The following is a 17,508-nucleotide window of genomic DNA, read 5'->3' as shown; positions in this document are numbered from 1 at the left end:
CTCAAATCCCCAAAAGCCGCTAACTGTTCCAATCAGAACAGCTAGCGGCTTTTGTTATTTAAACCTTATTTCACCACAAGGTTGACCATGCGGCCGGGAACCACAATCTGCTTCACGATATTCTTTCCAGCGATATGCTCCTGGATCTTTTCGTCGTTAAGCACAATCTCAATGACCTGTTCCTGGGTGGCGTCGGCTGCAACGGTGACGCGCCCGCGCACCTTGCCGTTAACCTGAACCGGGAGTTCGATCTCATCGTCCTTGAGCCACTTCTCATCGAAGGTGGGAAAGGCTTGGTAGGTGATGGTGTCATCGTTACCAAGCTGCTTCCACAGTTCCTCGGCGATGTGTGGCGCCACTGGGGAAACCATGATGACCAAAGGCACGACGGCAGCAGCCGGAACAGCCTGTGGGTAGGTCTTGGTGAGGTAGTTGACGTACTCAATGAGCTTGGAGACCACAGTGTTGACACGCAGGTTGGTGTAATCATCGGTGACACCTGCGATGGTGCGGTGCAGCTGCTTATTGTCCTCATCGGTGAGCTCAAGATCGCGGGTGAGCACCTCGCCGGTGTTTTCATCCACAATCAGACGCCACAGACGCTGCAGGAAGCGCTGTGCGCCGACAACATCCTTGGTAGCCCATGGACGGGAAGTGTCCAAAGGTCCCATGAACATTTCATAGACGCGCAGGGTATCGGCACCGTAGTTAGCGCAGATATCGTCTGGAGCAACGGCGTTCTTGAGGGACTTGCCCATCTTGCCGTATTCCTGATTTACTTCTTCGCCACGGTAGAAGAATTTTCCATCCTTCTCCTCAACCTCTTCCGCTGGCACATAAACGCCACGGGAATCGGTGTAGGCATAGGCCTGGATGTAGCCCTGGTTGTAGAGGCGTCGATAAGGCTCTTTGGAGGTGACATAGCCCAGGTCAAAGAGCACCTTGTGCCAGAAACGGGAGTAGAGCAGGTGCAACACAGCGTGCTCAACGCCGCCGACGTAGAGGTCAACGCCACCTGGATCATTTGGTCCGTGAACGTCTGGGCGAGGGCCTGTCCAGTAGCGCTCATTTTCGATATCGCAGAATTGCTCATCGTTGCTGGGGTCGATATAACGCAGCTGGTACCAGGAAGATCCGGCCCACTGTGGCATGACGTTGGTATCGCGGGTGTACTTCTTCAGGCCATCGCCCAGATCCAATTCCACCTCAACCCATTCGCGTGCCTTCGCTAGGGGAGGGGAGGGTTCAGAGCCTGCATCATTGGGATCGAAGGAAACTGGCTTGTAATCCTCAACCTCTGGCAGTTCTACTGGCAGCATGGATTCTGGCAGGGAGTGTGCCAGGCCATCTTCGTCGTAGACCACTGGGAAAGGCTCTCCCCAGTAACGCTGGCGGGCGAAGAGCCAGTCGCGCAGCTTGTATTGAATGGTGCCGCGGCCAAGTTCCTTGGCTTCCAACCATTCGATGGTCTTGGCAATGGCATCATCCTTGGCCAGGCCATTAAGGTCCAAGCCGCGATCATTTGCGGAGTTCACGGCTGCGCCGGACTCAGTGAAGGCAGCCTCGGTGATGTCGCCACCAGCCACAACTTCCTTAATTGGCAGGCCGAGCACGGTGGCGAACTCATAGTCACGCTCATCGTGTGCAGGCACAGCCATGATGGCGCCGGTGCCGTAGCCGGTGAGCACATAGTCAGCGATAAATACTGGAATTTGATCGTCATTAACTGGGTTGGTGGCATAAACACCCAGGAAGACGCCGGTCTTCTCCTTGTTTTCCTGGCGCTCCAGGTCAGACTTAGCAGCAATGCCAGCGCGGTAAGCAGCCACAGCCTCAGCTGGGGTGGCCTGACCATTGGTCCAGCGCGCATCCACGCCCTCATAAGCGCCGGCGCGGGCGGTGAGGGTATCTACCAGCTCATGCTCAGGGGCAAGCACCATGTAGGTGGCACCAAAAAGGGTATCTGGGCGGGTGGTAAAGACGGTGATGGTCTCGCCCTCAGCGGTGAAATCCACCTCAGCACCGCGGGAACGGCCAATCCAGTTGCGCTGCATGGACTTGACCTTGTCTGGCCAATCCAGCAGGTCAAGATCATCAATGAGGCGATCAGAGTAGGCGGTAATACGCATCATCCACTGGGACAGGTTCTTGCGGAACACAGGGAAGTTGCCGCGCTCCGAGCGACCGTCCGCGGTGACCTCCTCATTTGCCAGCACGGTGCCCAGACCTGGGCACCAGTTCACCGTGGAGTTGGAGCGATAAACCAGGCGGAACTCATCCACCGCTTTTTGCTTTTCGACGCGATCAAGCTGGTTGTAATCGGCGCCGTCTTTCGTGGCAACCTTGCCGGACTCCAGCAGAGGGATCAGCTCAGCGATAGGACGTGCTTTTTGCTGCTCCTTATCAAACCAGGAGTTGAAAATCTGCAGGAAGATCCACTGGGTCCACTTATAAAACTCAGGATCGGTAGATGCTACCGAGCGGCGTGGATCGTGGCCTAGACCCAAGGCACCGAGCTGGCGCTTCATATTTTCAATATTGGCCATGGTGGTGGTGCGTGGGTGGGTGCCGGTTTGAATGGCGTATTGCTCAGCTGGCAGGCCGAAGGCGTCATAACCCAGGGTGTGCAGCACGTTCTTGCCCAGCATGCGGTTGTAGCGAGCAAAAACGTCGGTTGCGATATAACCCAGTGGGTGGCCTACGTGCAGGCCTGCACCTGAAGGGTAGGGGAACATATCCTGGACAAAAAGCTTGTCATCGGGAAGTGTGTGACCATCAGCAGGTGCCAGATCACCCTTTGGGTTGGGGGCATTAAAAGTGCCGTGTTCTTTCCAAAAATTCTGCCACTCGCCCTCGATTTTATTAGCTACTTCCGGGGTATAACGGAACGCTGGTGTCGAGGTGCCTTCGCTCGGATTAGTCATGCTTAAACAGTGTAGTAGGTCTATGGGACATCACCGCCTCGAGGGCAAAACTCACGGCCTTTTAATGCGAGCGTTCCTGCAGCGGATTAAGGCTGCGCAAGACATTTTGTTGGCGATCATAGGGCTTAATCGCTTCCAATAGCTCCTGCGTATTTAGATACGCCATGGAGAGGTCATAATGGGTTTGAAGGTTAAGCCAAAACTGCGGATCCGGACCCAAATAGGCAGCTAGACGCAGTGCGGTATCGGCAGTAATTGCCCTTTTGCCATGCACAATCTCATTGATGCGACGTGGTGGCACCCCAATGGCGCGGGCAAGTCCATTTTGGCTTAAGCCCAAGGGTTCCATGAACTCTTCCCACAGGATTTCACCCGGCATGACCGGTTGTTCTGTGTTGTTATTAGGTTCTACATCGCGCACTGAGTTATCAGCCCCTACTTCTAGTGGTTAGAAATTACTATCTTAAACCCTCCCTTTTAGCTATAACGCATGGGGGTCTTTAGTGCTTTAAACTGCATGATGACGCATAGCGTTATATAAACTTTAAAGCCACGCAACCTATGTTGCACTGCGTTATAGGTAGTGTGAATAGAAATGTTTGTCCAGGAAATATTATCCTTAAAGAAGATAAAAAATGACCCCTTCCAAAAAATTTGGAAGGGGTCAAGCGGAGCTTTAGTTAGAGCCAGCGTGGAGGTGCTGGAACCTCTCCGGACTCAACCGTAACACCGACGCTGCCGCGACCGGCGGCGTAGCGCACGATGCCTGCAAGGCTGCCGGTGATAACCGTTTCGGCCTGGCCCGCTGCAGCGGGTGCTGCTGGGTAACGCGTGCGGGAGGATTCGTCGACAAGCACAAGTCCTTCGCCCACGCCCTGGCCAGTCCATTTCTGGGTGATTTCCGCAGCCAGGGCCTCCAGGATGACCGCTGGGATGTCGCCGAAGCCGGCCACAACACCAAGGTCAACAGCGTGGATCCAGACCTCGCGGGAGCGCATCCACAGGGTTTCACTGGCAGGAACGGTGCGTCCCTGCGCGGTGAGGACCTCATGGGACCAGGATTCCTCGGAGGATTCACGCCATGCCACGTCAAGACGTGCCACAGAGTGCTCATGGAGGTTGCGCAGTGCATCCGGAATCAGGGTGGAACCAAAGGCGATTTCCTCATTGCGAGCTCCAGGGGAGGAGTACATGGGGGTTTCTTCGCCGGTGTTGGCCCAGTGAATCAGGTTGCAAATGGCAATGGCGTTATAAGCCACGTGTGCGATGACATGTGAGCGGGTCCAACCTTCGAGGTTGGTGGGCTCATCAAAGTCAGCGTTGTCGATGAGAGACAGCTGACGAGAATAGTGGGAGGTGCCCAACCTAACCAGAGTCAGCCGCTCAGCAAGCGGGAGATCGTGGAAAGATGTCATTTACTCGAACACCGTCTTGTTCTCGATGTAGCCAAGGCCGTCGATCTCAACCTTGACGGTCTCGCCATCGCCAATGTAGCGCTTTGGATCGCGAGCATGGCCAACGCCACCTGGGGTACCGGTGACAATAACGTCGCCTGCATCCAATGGGTAGATGTGAGTGATGTACTCAATGAGCTTTTCTGGGCTGAATACCAGGTCATTGGTTGGGGTGGACTGCATCTTCTCGCCCTCGACGTAGGTAGCGAGCTCACCACCGAATTCGAAGGAATCAGGGGTGGTCATCCAAGGACCGAAGCCTGCGGACTTTTCCAAGGACTTGCCCTGGTGCCACTGTGGGGTTGCAGCTGGTGCGCGGTACTGGAAGTCGCGCTGGGTGTAATCATTGATGACTGCGTAGCCAGCGATGTAATCCTTGGCATCGGCTTCCTTGACGCGGCGTGCGCGCTTGCCGATGATAACTGTCATCTCACCTTCCCAGTCAAGAGCCTTGTTGCCCCATTCTGGTACGACTACGTCATCAAAAGGTCCGATAAGTGCATCTGGGAACTTCACGAATAGGGTTGGGTCGTTTGGAAGGTTACGGCCCATTTCCTTGATGTGGTTTGCGTAGTTCAGGCCAACGCAGACGATCTTCTTTGGAGCAGGAACAACAGCGTCGAGTTCCTTCTTCTCGAAGGTGATGGCCTCTGCGGATGCAGCCTCAGCCAGCTCGCGCCAGTTGCTCTCCTGGAGCAGTTCGCCGACGTTTGCAAAGCCCTCAATTGGGGTAGCGGTGTTCTCGGACTCTACGCGGGCAGCGATGGTGGAGCCATTGTGACGGATTGTTGCAAGACGCATCTTGTTTTAGATTCCTTCCGGAGTGAAAGTACGAGCAAGATTAAGAGCTTCAAAGATTGGAGCATCAGAGAAGCAGAATAGATCAACGCCGTCTTCGCCAGCGATGACACTCCACTTCTGCCACGACGGTACATTGACAACATCGCCGTGGTTGACTTCGAAGGTCTTATCGCCAACGTTGATGGTGGCAGATCCCTCAAAGACCTGGAAGCAGCGGTTGCCAACCTCGTGGATTGGGGTGGTTGCTGCACCTGGGCGCAGGCGGTGGAACTCTGCGCGGATGGTGGTCATGACATCGCCACCGGTGGTTGGGTTGGTGAAGCGGATTGCAGCGTGGCCAGGGGACACGGTGCCTGGGTGGCCTTCTGCTTCCAATGCCAGCTGATCGTTAAGAGCAGCATCGGTGTGCTCCCAAGCGTAACGGCCGATGGTGGAGTAGGAGGTCTTGCCTGGGAATGCGACTGGGCGCAGACCTGGGTGTGCCCACAGACGCTCGGAACGAGACAGCTCTGGGGTGGACTCATCGGTGAGCTTCTCAGTGCCGTACTCGAAGAAGCCGGTGTCCATCTGATAAGCGAAAGGAATGTCCAGACCATCCAACCAAGCCATTGGCTCGGTAGCGATGTTGTGGTGGCCGTGGTAGTTCCAGCCTGGGGTCAGCAGGAAGTCGCCGCGCTTCATTGGTACTGGGTCGCCGTTAACAACGGTCCAAACGCCCTCGCCCTCGATAACAAAGCGGAAAGCGTTCTGGGAGTGGCGGTGCTCTGGAGCGTTCTCACCTGGTGCGAGGTACTGGATTGCAGCCCACAGGGTAGGGGAGATGTAGGTGTTACCATCAAGACCTGGGTTTGCCAGGCCGATGGCGCGACGCTCGCCACCACGTCCAACTGGAACGAGTTCGCCGGAGCGCTGTGCCAGCTTCAGCAGTTCGGACCAATCCCACTTGTGCGCAACTGCACGTGGCTCAGGGTGGTTAGGCATAAGCCCACCGATCTGGGTCCACAGTGGCTTGAGGTGGATTTCATCCATCCGCTGGTACATGGCGTCAAGCTCGGCCTGCTCCTCGGGGGTAGCTGGCGGAACCTGTGGAGTGACGTGTTCAGTTGAGTAATCAGTATTCTTTGGGGCACCCATTGTGGAGTCCTCTTCAATTCTCATTGTGAAGTTCTGGACGTACTTTCTTTGGCTGCAGCTGGTGCGCTGGGGAGGCGGTTAGAGGATGTATATCCAGAAAACGATGTGATCAACAGTTAAAGATCTCGACTGCTTGTGAGCTCGAACATATTGACCTTTGAAACGTGACTCAACGAATTTCCACTATGCGGAAAGTTCATTCTATGGGGGTGAAATAGGGGTGATTTAAGGGAGAAGGTTAGCCTTAGCCCTATTTTTCAGGGATGCGATATGTGGCTAATGCCCTGTTCAGATCCCTCATATGCTTTTGTAGCGCATCTATACATTTAGGATAAGCCTCTCTAAAACGCCCCGAGGGAACTGCCAAAGAAAGTGCCCCCAGCACGTCTCCCACTTCGTTAACCAGCGGTTCTGCCACCGCACTAACGTCTTGCTCAAAGAATCCGAAGTTGGTGCCATGGCCCCTATCGCGGGTGCGACGCAGTCGCTTGCGCAGGTTCTCAAATTCTTCATCACCCAAGGTGGAATAAAGCGAACGCAGCTCCCGTGAAGACATTTCTGCAAGTAGCACTAGGCCACCGGCATTTTGAGTGGCAGGCATAACCTGACCTCGGCGATTACCCACACGAACCGGGAGAGTTCCCTCCACGCTGTGAATAAAGTGCACCGAGGTTCCCTGCAAAATAACCAAGTGGCAGGTTTCTCCGGTTTCTTTGGCCATTGCCTCCATATGGTGCCGGCATACATTTGTCAGGTCTGAGCCAAGCCCTGGCTGCAGTGCAGAAGTGGCAAGAGCTGGACCGGGAAGATAAACCCGGGATTCACTACGCACGGCAAAACCCCTAAAAACCAGCATTGCCATGGATCGATGCACTGTCGACAGGCCCACTCCTAGCTCCTCGGCGGCACTGGAAATAGTGAGCCGGCCAGAGTCTCGAAGCAGCAAAATAAGCTGCAAAGCGGTGTCTACAGAGCTTAAAAATGCCTTCGGGGGTAACCCGTGGGTGGGTACGACGCTATCCATAATCCTACTTTCCACATAAAGGAATGTCTTTGATTGTAACTTAGCTCACGCAGAACATGAACCTATGACCTCACACGCAACAGGAAGCGGAAGCGCAGGAGCGCACCCGCAAGGAAGCTCGGCACCAGGCGCCGGCTCATCCTACTCAGAGATTGAAAACAAGGGTTTCACATTTCTGGGCATTAGCGGCAGGCGCCTTGCTGCCGTTCTCATTGGTTGGTTCTTTGTCGTCTTCGACGGCTACGACCTCATCGTCTACGGAACAGTTCAATCCGCTCTGGCTAAAGAGTGGAACCTCAGCTCTACAACACTTGGAACCATCGGTTCCGCCGCGTTCTTCGGCATGGCCGTCGGCGCAGTGTTTATCGGTCGCCTCTCAGACCGTATTGGCCGCAAGGCAGCCGTTATCGGCTCCGTGTTGATCCTCTCTGTATTCACCTTGCTTTGTGCTTTTGCCCCTAACCCCTGGGTCTTTGGCCTCCTGCGCTTTGTTGCCGGCCTCGGCCTCGGCGGCTTGGTGCCCTCGGTTAACGCTATGACCTCTGACTTGGTACCACGTAAGACCATGTCTGCCTGGGCCACCGTGATGATGTCCGGTGTGCCACTGGGTGGTTCCATCGCTGCAATCTTGGCTCGTTTTATCATCCCTACCTCTGAGGAGTGGGGCTGGCGCTTCATGTTCCTCATTGCGCTGGTACCACTGATCGTGGGCCTGCCAATTGCCATGAAGGTCATTCCTTCTGACAAGGAAATCAAGGCCGATCATGAGGCTCGCGAAGGTGCCTCTGTACCAGCAGGATTCAAGGATCTCTTGGTATCTCGCTACCGCTGGATCTCCATCTGGTTCGCCCTGGCCACCTTTGTCACCCTGCTTGCTTGGTACGGCCTGGGCACCTGGTTGCCTCGCCTCATGGAGACCGCTGGCTACAACTTCGGCCACGCTCTCATGTTCACCCTAGCGCTCAACCTCGGCGCAATCATCGGTTCCATTGTCACTGCGTGGGCAGGCGACCGATTTGGCCCTATCCGCTCCGGCATCGTGGCCGCTGGCATCGCGGGCATCGCTCTGCTCCTGCTGCTGACCTACCCACCAGTTTTCGCGGTGTACCTCATCCTCATCCTCGCAGGTGTTGGCACCCACGGCACTCAGATCCTGATCATCGCAGCCGTTGCCAACTTCTACCCAAGCAATCTGCGCGGTACCGCCTTGGGTTGGGCACTTGGCGTGGGACGTATCGGCGCCGTCGTAGCTCCGCAGCTGGCAGGCCTCCTGCTGGCGTGGAACCTCGGCGTGAACTCCAACTTCATCATGTTCGGTGCGGCAGCGTTGCTCTCTGCAGTTTCCCTCTCCGTGTTGCTGCGCCTCCAGCGCAACTTCGGAACCAACAACAACGTCGCAGTCCAGGGTTAAACGCCAGGGCTAAAACCTCGGACCAAACACCCAAGCAGCACCCAAGCAGCACCCAAACTCTGGGGGCTGGAACCCCACAAAGGCCCCAGCCCCTTCCTAAAGCGTTAAAGCCCTAAAGCGTTAAAGCCCCAAGCTTCACCTTTGCTTACCCAATCAACCGGCACAATTAGGAAGTCTTTCCATGTTAAACCTCCCAAAGACAAATGAACTAGAAGGCCAAAAGATCATCATTTCCGGTGGCGGAATTGGTGGCGCTGCTGGAGCGTTGGCTCTGGCGCAGCGCGGCGCAGATGTCACCCTCTACGAGCGTGCTCCTGAGTTCAAGGAAGTCGGTGCCGGCCTGCAGATCGGACCTCACGGCTGGCGCATGCTGGAGTCTTGGGGCTTGCTTGATCAGATTTTGGAAGCAGGTTTCATCCCAGAGGATATGCAGTTCCGCGATGCCATCACTCGTGAAACCATCCTCACCCTCACCTTTGATGAGGAATTCCAAAAGCACTACGGCGGACGTTACCTGGTTATCCACCGCTCCGATCTGCTGGGCATCTTGGTAAAGAACGCTATTGAAGCTGGTGCAAAGCTCCACAATGGCGTCTTGGTGACCGATTCTCGCACCATCGAAAATGGCATTGAGGTTGATATTGAAAGCGCCGTCAGCCCCGGCGAAGACAAGGAAACCCTCACCGCTGACATCTTCTTGGCTTATGACGGAATCCACTCCATCATGCGCAAGAAGGTTGTTGAGGATGAGCCAGTAGCTTCCTCCTACGTGGCTTACCGGGGCACCTCCAAGCTTGCGGATGAGCCAGAGATGCAGGGCCTGAAGTCTGTTATTGGCTACATCGGACCTCACGTTCACTTCATTCAGTACCCACTGCGCGGCGGCGAGCTGCTCAACCAGGTTGCCGTGTTTGAGTCCAAGCGTTACCTCGAGGGCCGCGAAGCCGGCAATATCCCTGAGGACTGGGGCAACCCAGAGGAACTGGATCAGGCATACGGCCACTGCGATGATTTCATCCAGAGCCGCCTGGGCACCATGTGGCGCAACACCTGGTGGCAGATGTCCGACCGCGAGCCACTGCCCCAGTGGAAGGTCGGTCGCATGTTGCTGGTTGGCGACGCTGCCCACCCACCACTGCAGTACCTGGCATCCGGCGCTGTTATGGCCATGGAGGATGCAGAGGCAATTGCTCTCTTCGCTTCCGATGCCGCCAAGGCTGGCAACCTGGATTGGGATGCTGTGCTCAGCGAGGTTGAGGCTGAGCGCCTGCCACGCACCAAGCGCATTCAGACCGTCGGCCGTTTCTGGGGCGAGCTGTGGCACCTCGAGGGCACTGCTCGTTTGATCCGCAATGAGCTCTTCCGCCAGGCAGACCGCACCGGCTGGTTCCGCTACGCAGACTGGCTATGGGGCTACGACGCATCCAAGCGCGAGTACGTTGCAGATCCTTCCAAGGGCAATGTTCCAAAGGGCTTGGAAGAGTGGCGTTACGCCCTGCTTGAGCAGAGCAAGTAAACGTCGAAAAGCATAAAACGTTGCCACCCGGGTACAAGTACCTGGGTGGCAACGTTTTTTCGCTTTTCGACGAACCCTTTTAGAGGTTACTGGGGAAGGCGAACGATTGGCTTGATGACGGATCCGTTAGCGGAATCCTCGAAGCCCTGGTTGATGTCCTCGAAGTCGTAGAACTTAACCAGCTTGTCGAATGGGAACTGACCCTGCTCCCAAAGCTTCACCAAACGTGGGATGAAGACCTGAGGAACGGAGCTGCCCTGGACGATGGTCTTGAAGGTCCAGCCCTTAACCAGAGAGTTACCAATCTCGAAAGGAACCTCGGTGCCTGGCTTGGAAGCTGCCACGGTGGCAAGGGTGCCGCGCTTGGCCAAAGCCTCAGCAGCAATCTTCAGCAGTGGGGGAATACCGGTGGTATCAACTGCGAAGTTAATGCCCTCGCCGCCGGTGATTTCCATGATCTGCTTACAACGGTATCAGCGTTGCGGGAGTTGATCACGTGAGTTGCGCCGAGTTCCTTGGCCAGCTCGAGGCGAGAATCGTGGATGTCCAAAGCGATGATGGTGGTACAACCTGCAACCTTGGCAGCCATGATTGCTGCGCTACCAACAGCGCCGGTGCCGAATACTGCAAGGGATGTGCCAGGATCTGGGTTGAGCTCGTTGAGCACAGCGCCAGCGCCGGTGTTAAGGCCACAGCCCAGAGGTCCGAGGAGCTCTAGTGGAGCTTCCTTGTCAACAACGATGAGGCTTTCCTGCACCACGTTGGAGTAGGTAGCAAAAGAAGACTGACCGAAGAAGTGAGAGGAGATCTTCTCACCGTTCTTGGACAGTGCGGTAGATCCATCACGACGGTGGCCACCGAAGTCCTCATCAAAAACGTTCAAGCAGTAAGCAGGGTTACCGGAACGGCACTGAGTACAAGTACCACAGTAAGCAGCACCCAAAATGACGTGGTCACCAACCTTGACGTTCTTTACTTCTGCGCCAATTGCCTCAACGATGCCTGCACCCTCGTGGCCCAGTACTGCCGGAAGTGGGGTGGGGTAGATGCCGTCACGAACGACTGCGTCGGTGTGGCAAATACCGGTTGCGACAAGGCGCACGCGAGCTTCGTTTGCGTGTAGCTCATCTAGCTCGATGTCATTTTCAATAACGAGCGGGTGATTATGCTCGCGTGCAACTGCTGCAGTGATTTCCATGCTGTTGTTTCCTTTAAAGGGAGTTTCCGTGCCTCCCCAGAGGGGGATTAGATGACACGTCAACTAGTCATACTCAGTTTTCAATTTGTTGCCGATTTTTAGATTTACGCTTTGGAAAGTTTATTTTCCTCAAGCCACGCAAATCTGATCGCCAGGCTACTCACAATTTAGCTTACATAGAATATTTGCAGGTCAAATGCGGAAATTCCGAGGTTTTGAGAGAGCTCATGGTCCCCAAGATGTGGTCATACCAATAGCTAATAATGTGACCGAAGTATCATTTCAAAATGGTGTAAAACTTGCTGCTTCAACTAAAAATTGTGCGCAAAAATCCCCGATTCACCGTGATTGGTGAATCGGGGATTCCCGAGTTGAGACTTTTAGACTTTAGGAGTGCTTAGCCTCTACATCGCCTGGGGTGATATCGAATTCAACGCGATCTTCTGCTGCCACCTCATCAAGTGAGATGCCGTGCAGACGACCCTTAGCCCACTTGTTGACGATAACGGCAATTGCACCATCACCAGTAACGTTTGCAGCGGTGCCGAAGGAATCGATTGCGATATAAGCGGCAATCATCAGTGCCACCTGGTTCTCATCAAAGCCGAGCATGGAAGCGAGCAAACCGGTTGCTGCCATAATTGCGCCACCTGGAACACCAGGTGCAGCCACCATGGTGATACCCAGCATGAGCAAGAAGCCAATTGCCAGGGCAGGGGAGACATCCATGTCGTAGAGGAAGATAACAGCGAAGGAGAAGAGCGTAATTTTCATCATGGAGCCAGCCAGGTGAATGGTGGCACAAAGTGGAATTACGAAGCCCGCAACATTGATGTCAACGCCATTCTTCAAGGTCTGCTGGTAGGTCACTGGAATGGTGGCAGCAGAGGAAGAAGTACCCAGCGCGGTGAAGTACGCAGGAAGCATGTTCTTAAAGAGCTTCCATGGGTTCTTCTTGGCAATGGAGCCAGCAATGATGAACTGAATAGCCAGGAAGAGGAAAGTACCGACAATCGCGAGGACCAGAACCTTGCCGAAGGCGGAGACGATCTCCACCAGGCCACCGTTCATGCCCATGCCCAGGAAGATGCCGAAGATGAAGATTGGGAGCAGTGGAATAACAAAGCTGGTGATTACCTTCATAACCACGCGCTCTAGCTCATGAGTGACCTTATAAAGGTTGTCGGACTTAACCACTGCCATGCCGAGACCCACGCAGAAAGCCAGGAGTAGAGCAGTCATCACTTCAAATGGCGGAGCCATCTCAATGCTGAAATATGGCTGCAGGGTATCCGCATCAAGGTCAACAGCTCCCACCTCGGCGTGGTTAGCCAGCAACCAAGGATAAATTGCCTGGGAAGCACCATAAGCAATCAGACCCGAAAGGATTGTGGAGGCATAAGCGATGCCGGCGACAATGCCCAGCCACTTACCTGCACCACGTCCCAGACCTGCAATTGCAGGAGCGATCAAAGCGAAGATCAGAACGGGGATAAAGAATCCGAGGAAGTTGCTAAAGAGTCCGTTGAAGGTGGTGAAGATCCGGGCAAGCCACTCCGGGAAAAAGAGACTGCAGATAATTCCGAGGATGATCGCGATGACCACCCGGAACAGCAGTGACGAGCTTAAGCTCTTGATGTCCATGGTCGTTCCTACGTTTTATCGGGGCCTCTTTTATCAAAGGGGCACGAGAGATGAGGTTGTCTGCAAGGTGATTCCGGTTTTTACCTCCCACCCGAACACCAGAATTCTGATGTGCATTGAGGATTTGTGGTAAATCACCTAATCAACTGCTTCGAGAGTTAGATTACTGCACGTTGTGGGCCTGACCTATTCAAAAAGGGTCAAACTGTGTCGACCGATAGAAATTATCTAAGTGTCTACCCCCGGCGCGGGGCTACGCAATGATTATCAGCAGAAATGTTTCGGGCATTAGAGTTGTTGGCATGACGGTGATTGGCATTATCTTAGGAACCTTGTGCGGCATTATCGCCGTTGTTCTCCTCGTTGTCGGCGTACTCGGCTGGACAGCTAAGTTACCGGGCAACCCGATTTTTGGAATTAGGGTTCCAGAAGTCCGTAAATCCCAGGACTTGTGGGATATGGCGCACCGTGTTGCTGGCCCCTTGTGGGCTCTTTCCGGCCTTGTCTGGGCTATCGCAGCATTGGTTGCTTTCACCGCGGCTGGTTGGATGTGGCTGGTAGTTGGCATGGCTATTCTTGCCGGACTTGTCTTCCTCGGCATGGGTGCTGGCATGGGCGCTCACACTGTGGCCATGGTTGATGCCAAACGCCACCGCGAGGAAATTCAAGCTACTCGCGATGCACACCCCAAGCCACTAGATCCAGAAGCCGGTCAAGAGGGCGATTCGATTGCGCCTACCGCTGAGGAAGCTGCACCCAAGCCCAGCGTGGATTTCGCAGCATTGCGACGTGCGATTGATAACAGCGACAAGCAATAGTTAGCTTCAAATAGCAGAATTCCCCCCACCTGAAAAAATTGTGGGGGGAATTCTTTTTTGCTTTTTTTGAATTAATCTATGGCACATTCCTTGGGATTACTCCCAAGAAATGCTGCACCGCCAGTTTTTCGTCGAAAAGCGCTTTAAGGCTTTTAAACGGGGTTTTCTTCCAACCAGCCGGCTGCGATATCGGCGGCATTTGCCTGGTCATTAACACTTTGGGCGTTCAGCGCGATGAGCTCCTCAGGGCTCATCTCGGTGCTGATCTTGTTGATAATGTCCTGGGCGCCGGGATCCATATCAGCGCTTGCAACTGGGACCACGTGGGAAGCCAAGAAGAGACCCTTGGTATCTTCCAGCACCACAAGGTCGTTGTCAGAAATAGTGGGGTCTGCGGTGTAAATGATCGCCAGCTGGATCTCATTGTCCGTCAAAGCCTTAACGGTCAAAGGTCCGCCACTGTCTTCAATAGGGGTGAAACCTACTTCAATGCCATACGCAGAAGCCAAGCCCTTAGGGCCATTAGGGCGGTTCTCGCCCTCGGAGTTACCACCCAAGGTCAGTGGCACGTCTACCTTTGCTAGATCTTCAATGGTCTTCAGTCCATACTGATCGGCGAAGGCGCGGGTAACCACATATGCATCCTGGTCGGTTGCTTCACTTTGCTCCAGGATCTCAAGGTTCTCAGGAGCAGCCTCGGTGAGCGCGGTATAAACATCCTCGCTCAGGCGAGCTTCAGTGTTTGGCTCCCAGTACTGCAGCAAGGGACCGGAGTATTCAGGGAAAAGATCGATGGAGCCATTTTCAATTTCGCTGACATAAACCTCGCGCTGGCCAATGCGGAAGTCACGCTCAACGTCATAGCCACCAGCTTCGAGGGCTTGGGCGTAGATTTCAGCGATGATTTCATTTGAGTAATAATCCTGGGAACCGATAACAATTGCGCTATCGCCTGCAGCAGCGCTCTCGCTGGGGCTGCCTTCCAGGGAGTCACTGCTGCCACAGGCGCTAAGCAGGGCAGCGGAGAGGACTACTGTCGCGGGGGCAAGGAGTCGGGAACGTGTAATTTTCATGAACTTATGCCCTTCCAGGCTGATGAAATTGGTGTCGAAACCAGCCGACAAAAGAAAATACTACTTCGATTACTAGTGCTAGCGTGATAACTAAAAGGGCGCCACCGATCATTTCTCCATAATCTCTAGATTTCAAACCGGAGAAAATATACCTACCCAGACCCGCATCGGCGGTATATGCGGCCAAGGTAGCAGTGGCAACCACCTGCACAATTGCCGAGCGTATGCCACCAAGAATTACCGGACGAGCTAGTGGTAGTTCTACCCGTTGGATAATTTGAGATTCCGTCATTCCGATTGCCCGGGAAGCTTTCACCACAGCTGGATCCACGCTGGCAATTCCTGAATAAAATCCAGCCAACAGTGGCGGAATAACCAAAACCACCAACGCAATAATGGGAGCTATGAGGCCAATACCTAGCCATAATCCCAGCAAAGTAAGTAGGCCTAGGGTAGGGATTGCTCGGCCGGCACCAGCGATGGCTGTAACTACAGATCCAGCCCGTTCTTTAGCGCGCCCGGCGCGAGGGCCACGGTGTCCAATCCATATTCCTAGGGGAAAGGCCACCAGCAGCGCGATGAAGAGCACAAGCAGCGAAATTGCCATATGCTCTGCTAAACGCATGGGAATGGAACCTGCTCCACTCCAATTTTCAGGGTCGCTCAACCATTGCAAACTCAAGGCAAAGAGGTTCATTGAACATCCGCCTTTGCCGTCGTAGCCGCCTTTGCGGCGGTCTCTGTGGGCGCTCCTGCGGGAGTATTAGTCCAGGGCAGCAGTAGTTTTCCGGCTAGCACGCAGGCAGCGTCGAGCAGCAGCGCCAGCACCACTGTCAGCACAATGCCACAAAGTACCTCGCCGATAATGCCGCGCTGGAAACCATCGGTAAAGAGATAGCCGAGGCTTTGGATTCCCACTACAGCTCCAACAGTGACCAAACTGACGGTGCTCACCACCACAACTCTTAGGCCAGCCAAAATCACTGGCGCTGCCAGTGGAAGCTGCACCGCCCAAAATTTTTGGCGGGGACTATAGCCAATTCCCTCCGCGGCTTTTAGTGCTGCGGGCGGTACGGAATCAAAACCATTGGTCACTGAGCGCACCATCAGTGCAATGCCATAAAGGGTCAACACAATCACCATGGTGGAGCCAGAACGAATATCGGTTCCCACCAACGCTGGAACCAAAATAAACATAGGCAGAGAGGGGATTGTGTAAAGCAAACCAATTAGTGTCAGGAGGGCTGCTCCACCGATTTTCCAGCGGTAGGCTGCCCAACCCAAAGGAATGGAAATTACAAGACTCAGCACAATCGCGGGGATGGCAAATAATAAGTGCACACCCACAAGCTCCAGGATTAAGTCCAGGTTATTGAATATCCAGGTCATTTGATGACCCCCAAGGGCCGGCCACTGGCATCAACAACAACGTCCACACCGTTTTCTTGATGCACTTCCAAGGTGCGGGAACCAGAGCCAAGGCCGATAAACTCGGAGACAAAATCATTGGCCGGAGCAGAGAGCAATTTCTGAGGAGTGCCCTTTTGCGCAATTTGTCCCATTGGACTCAGCACCACGACCTCGTCGGCAAGCGTAAAAGCCTCATCGATGTCGTGGGTGACCAGGAGCACGGTCTTGCCCAGCTCTTTTTGCAGGCGGATGAGCTCCTGTTGGAGCTGAATGCGGACAATGGGGTCCACAGCACCAAAAGGCTCATCCATGAGCAAAATATTGGGATCAGCGGCCAGGGCGCGGGCCACGCCCACCCTTTGCTGCTGGCCACCCGAAAGCTGCGCGGGATACCGCTGTGCCAGGGATGCATCAAGGCCAACTACCTCCAGCAGCTCCAGCGCGCGGGCACGGGCAACGGACTTGGATTCGCCTTTAAGCACCGGCACGGTCGCAATATTGTCGAGCACCGAGCGGTGGGGGAGGAGCCCACCTGCTTGCAGCACATAGCCGATAGAACGGCGCAGGTGTACTGGGTCAACAGTGGCCACATCAATATCATCCACCAGCACCCGGCCGGAGGTAGGATCAATCATGCGGTTAACCATGCTGAGCAGTGTGGATTTACCTGATCCGGAGGATCCCACTAGGGCTGTGATGGTATGGGATTCAACTTTAAAAGAAACCCCATCCACCGCCTTACGGCCCGATGCATAGGACTTGGAAACATTTTCAAATTCGATCATAAGAACACCTCGGGCTCCTTGTCTGGCACAAAGACATGCCGGTGGTTTACACGGTACCGGGATTTTCCCGGCGCCACCTCGGAACTACAGCGGCGCAACAACAGCGCCCTACCTGGATCTCAATGCAGCAACCCAAGCTGACCCCAAGCTGACCCCAAGCAGCACACACGCAGCGCCACTACGGCACCACACCTATACCTACGCATAAAAGTGAGACAAAATTCCCACCACGTGATAAAGTGCCTTCTGTGAACAAAATCTGTCTTCCTTATGGCACCTCTTGCCAAGACACCCAGTGGTGGTGGCGCGCTGTTTA

At 54.6% G+C, this 17,508-nt stretch carries 14 protein-coding genes and 1 pseudogene; 3 read left to right on the top strand and 12 right to left on the bottom strand.

Annotation, left to right across the window (positions count from 1 at the left end; translation table 11 throughout):
- Positions 1-65 precede the first annotated feature (65 nt).
- The 6 genes from leuS to SFC07_RS06640 form a co-directional block, all read right to left on the bottom strand.
- On the bottom strand, positions 66-2,924 hold the full coding sequence (leuS, locus tag SFC07_RS06665; protein WP_411207443.1) for a leucine--tRNA ligase: 2,859 nt from the start codon (positions 2,922-2,924) through the stop codon (positions 66-68).
- 61 nt (positions 2,925-2,985) lie between these two features.
- On the bottom strand, positions 2,986-3,303 hold the full coding sequence (locus SFC07_RS06660; RefSeq protein ID WP_411207484.1) for a HigA family addiction module antitoxin: 318 nt from the start codon (positions 3,301-3,303) through the stop codon (positions 2,986-2,988).
- 301 nt (positions 3,304-3,604) lie between these two features.
- On the bottom strand, positions 3,605-4,339 hold the full coding sequence (locus SFC07_RS06655) for a maleylpyruvate isomerase family mycothiol-dependent enzyme (RefSeq protein WP_411207442.1): 735 nt from the start codon (positions 4,337-4,339) through the stop codon (positions 3,605-3,607).
- Positions 4,340-5,179 carry a fumarylacetoacetate hydrolase family protein gene (locus tag SFC07_RS06650; protein WP_411207441.1) on the bottom strand — a complete coding sequence of 280 codons (840 nt, stop codon included), beginning with the start codon at positions 5,177-5,179 and terminating at the stop codon, positions 4,340-4,342.
- Between the two features lie 6 nt (positions 5,180-5,185).
- Positions 5,186-6,313: a cupin domain-containing protein gene (locus tag SFC07_RS06645; protein WP_411207440.1), complete on the bottom strand. Its 1,128-nt coding sequence runs from the start codon at positions 6,311-6,313 to the stop codon at positions 5,186-5,188.
- Between the two features lie 250 nt (positions 6,314-6,563).
- A complete protein-coding gene (locus SFC07_RS06640; RefSeq protein WP_411207439.1) occupies positions 6,564-7,337 on the bottom strand; it encodes an IclR family transcriptional regulator in 774 nt (257 codons plus the stop codon).
- A 64-nt stretch (positions 7,338-7,401) separates the two neighbouring features.
- Here SFC07_RS06640 and SFC07_RS06635 point away from each other — a divergent pair, with 64 nt between their 5' ends.
- A complete protein-coding gene (locus SFC07_RS06635; protein WP_411207438.1) occupies positions 7,402-8,748 on the top strand; it encodes an MFS transporter in 1,347 nt (448 codons plus the stop codon).
- A 181-nt stretch (positions 8,749-8,929) separates the two neighbouring features.
- Positions 8,930-10,264 (top strand): FAD-dependent monooxygenase, encoded by a 1,335-nt coding sequence (locus SFC07_RS06630; RefSeq protein ID WP_411207437.1) that lies wholly within the window; start codon positions 8,930-8,932, stop codon positions 10,262-10,264.
- An 86-nt stretch (positions 10,265-10,350) separates the two neighbouring features.
- On the opposite strand, the pseudogene SFC07_RS06625 reads toward SFC07_RS06630, so the two are convergent.
- Positions 10,351-11,462, bottom strand: a pseudogene (locus SFC07_RS06625) (NAD(P)-dependent alcohol dehydrogenase).
- 387 nt (positions 11,463-11,849) lie between these two features.
- Entirely contained in the window at positions 11,850-13,106 is a 1,257-nt protein-coding gene (locus SFC07_RS06620) for a dicarboxylate/amino acid:cation symporter (protein ID WP_411207436.1), read from the bottom strand.
- Positions 13,107-13,366: 260 nt separating this feature from the next.
- On the opposite strand from SFC07_RS06620, the gene SFC07_RS06615 reads away from it, so the two are divergent.
- The gene (locus tag SFC07_RS06615) at positions 13,367-13,924 is read left to right on the top strand and encodes an SdpI family protein (protein ID WP_411207435.1); all 558 of its coding nucleotides are present in this window, start codon (positions 13,367-13,369) and stop codon (positions 13,922-13,924) included.
- A 152-nt stretch (positions 13,925-14,076) separates the two neighbouring features.
- Here the strand turns inward: SFC07_RS06615 and SFC07_RS06610 are convergent, their stop codons facing one another.
- Genes SFC07_RS06610 through SFC07_RS06595 form a run of 4 tightly spaced genes read right to left on the bottom strand, consistent with a single transcriptional unit; the run spans position 14,077 to position 17,192 of the window.
- On the bottom strand, positions 14,077-14,997 hold the full coding sequence (locus tag SFC07_RS06610) for an ABC transporter substrate-binding protein (protein ID WP_411207434.1): 921 nt from the start codon (positions 14,995-14,997) through the stop codon (positions 14,077-14,079).
- A 4-nt stretch (positions 14,998-15,001) separates the two neighbouring features.
- On the bottom strand, positions 15,002-15,694 hold the full coding sequence (locus SFC07_RS06605) for an ABC transporter permease (protein ID WP_411207433.1): 693 nt from the start codon (positions 15,692-15,694) through the stop codon (positions 15,002-15,004).
- Complete coding sequence (locus SFC07_RS06600; RefSeq protein ID WP_411207432.1) at positions 15,691-16,386, bottom strand: ABC transporter permease; 696 nt, start codon at positions 16,384-16,386, stop codon at positions 15,691-15,693. Before SFC07_RS06600 ends, SFC07_RS06605 begins: the two co-directional genes overlap by 4 nt.
- A complete protein-coding gene (locus tag SFC07_RS06595; protein WP_411207431.1) occupies positions 16,383-17,192 on the bottom strand; it encodes an ABC transporter ATP-binding protein in 810 nt (269 codons plus the stop codon). Before SFC07_RS06595 ends, SFC07_RS06600 begins: the two co-directional genes overlap by 4 nt.
- Positions 17,193-17,508 lie beyond the last annotated feature (316 nt).

It is taken from the genome of Corynebacterium callunae (assembly GCF_046592015.1).
Taxonomy (GTDB): Bacteria; Actinomycetota; Actinomycetes; order Mycobacteriales; family Mycobacteriaceae; genus Corynebacterium; species Corynebacterium callunae_A.
The sequence above is the reverse complement of the archived record's forward strand: the minus strand, read 5'-3'. Positions and strand labels throughout refer to the sequence as shown.

Coding starts and splice junctions, on each gene's coding strand:
- SFC07_RS06605 (WP_411207433.1), bottom strand. CDS start 15,694: ATGAACCTCTTTGCCTTGAGTTTGCAATGGTTGAGCGACCCTGAAAAT.
- SFC07_RS06660 (WP_411207484.1), bottom strand. CDS start 3,303: ATGCCGGGTGAAATCCTGTGGGAAGAGTTCATGGAACCCTTGGGCTTA.
- SFC07_RS06600 (WP_411207432.1), bottom strand. CDS start 16,386: ATGACCTGGATATTCAATAACCTGGACTTAATCCTGGAGCTTGTGGGT.
- SFC07_RS06615 (WP_411207435.1), top strand. CDS start 13,367: ATGATTATCAGCAGAAATGTTTCGGGCATTAGAGTTGTTGGCATGACG.
- SFC07_RS06610 (WP_411207434.1), bottom strand. CDS start 14,997: ATGAAAATTACACGTTCCCGACTCCTTGCCCCCGCGACAGTAGTCCTC.
- SFC07_RS06650 (WP_411207441.1), bottom strand. CDS start 5,179: ATGCGTCTTGCAACAATCCGTCACAATGGCTCCACCATCGCTGCCCGC.
- SFC07_RS06595 (WP_411207431.1), bottom strand. CDS start 17,192: ATGATCGAATTTGAAAATGTTTCCAAGTCCTATGCATCGGGCCGTAAG.
- SFC07_RS06640 (WP_411207439.1), bottom strand. CDS start 7,337: ATGGATAGCGTCGTACCCACCCACGGGTTACCCCCGAAGGCATTTTTA.
- SFC07_RS06630 (WP_411207437.1), top strand. CDS start 8,930: ATGTTAAACCTCCCAAAGACAAATGAACTAGAAGGCCAAAAGATCATC.
- SFC07_RS06635 (WP_411207438.1), top strand. CDS start 7,402: ATGACCTCACACGCAACAGGAAGCGGAAGCGCAGGAGCGCACCCGCAA.
- leuS (WP_411207443.1), bottom strand. CDS start 2,924: ATGACTAATCCGAGCGAAGGCACCTCGACACCAGCGTTCCGTTATACC.
- SFC07_RS06645 (WP_411207440.1), bottom strand. CDS start 6,313: ATGGGTGCCCCAAAGAATACTGATTACTCAACTGAACACGTCACTCCA.
- SFC07_RS06620 (WP_411207436.1), bottom strand. CDS start 13,106: ATGGACATCAAGAGCTTAAGCTCGTCACTGCTGTTCCGGGTGGTCATC.
- SFC07_RS06655 (WP_411207442.1), bottom strand. CDS start 4,339: ATGACATCTTTCCACGATCTCCCGCTTGCTGAGCGGCTGACTCTGGTT.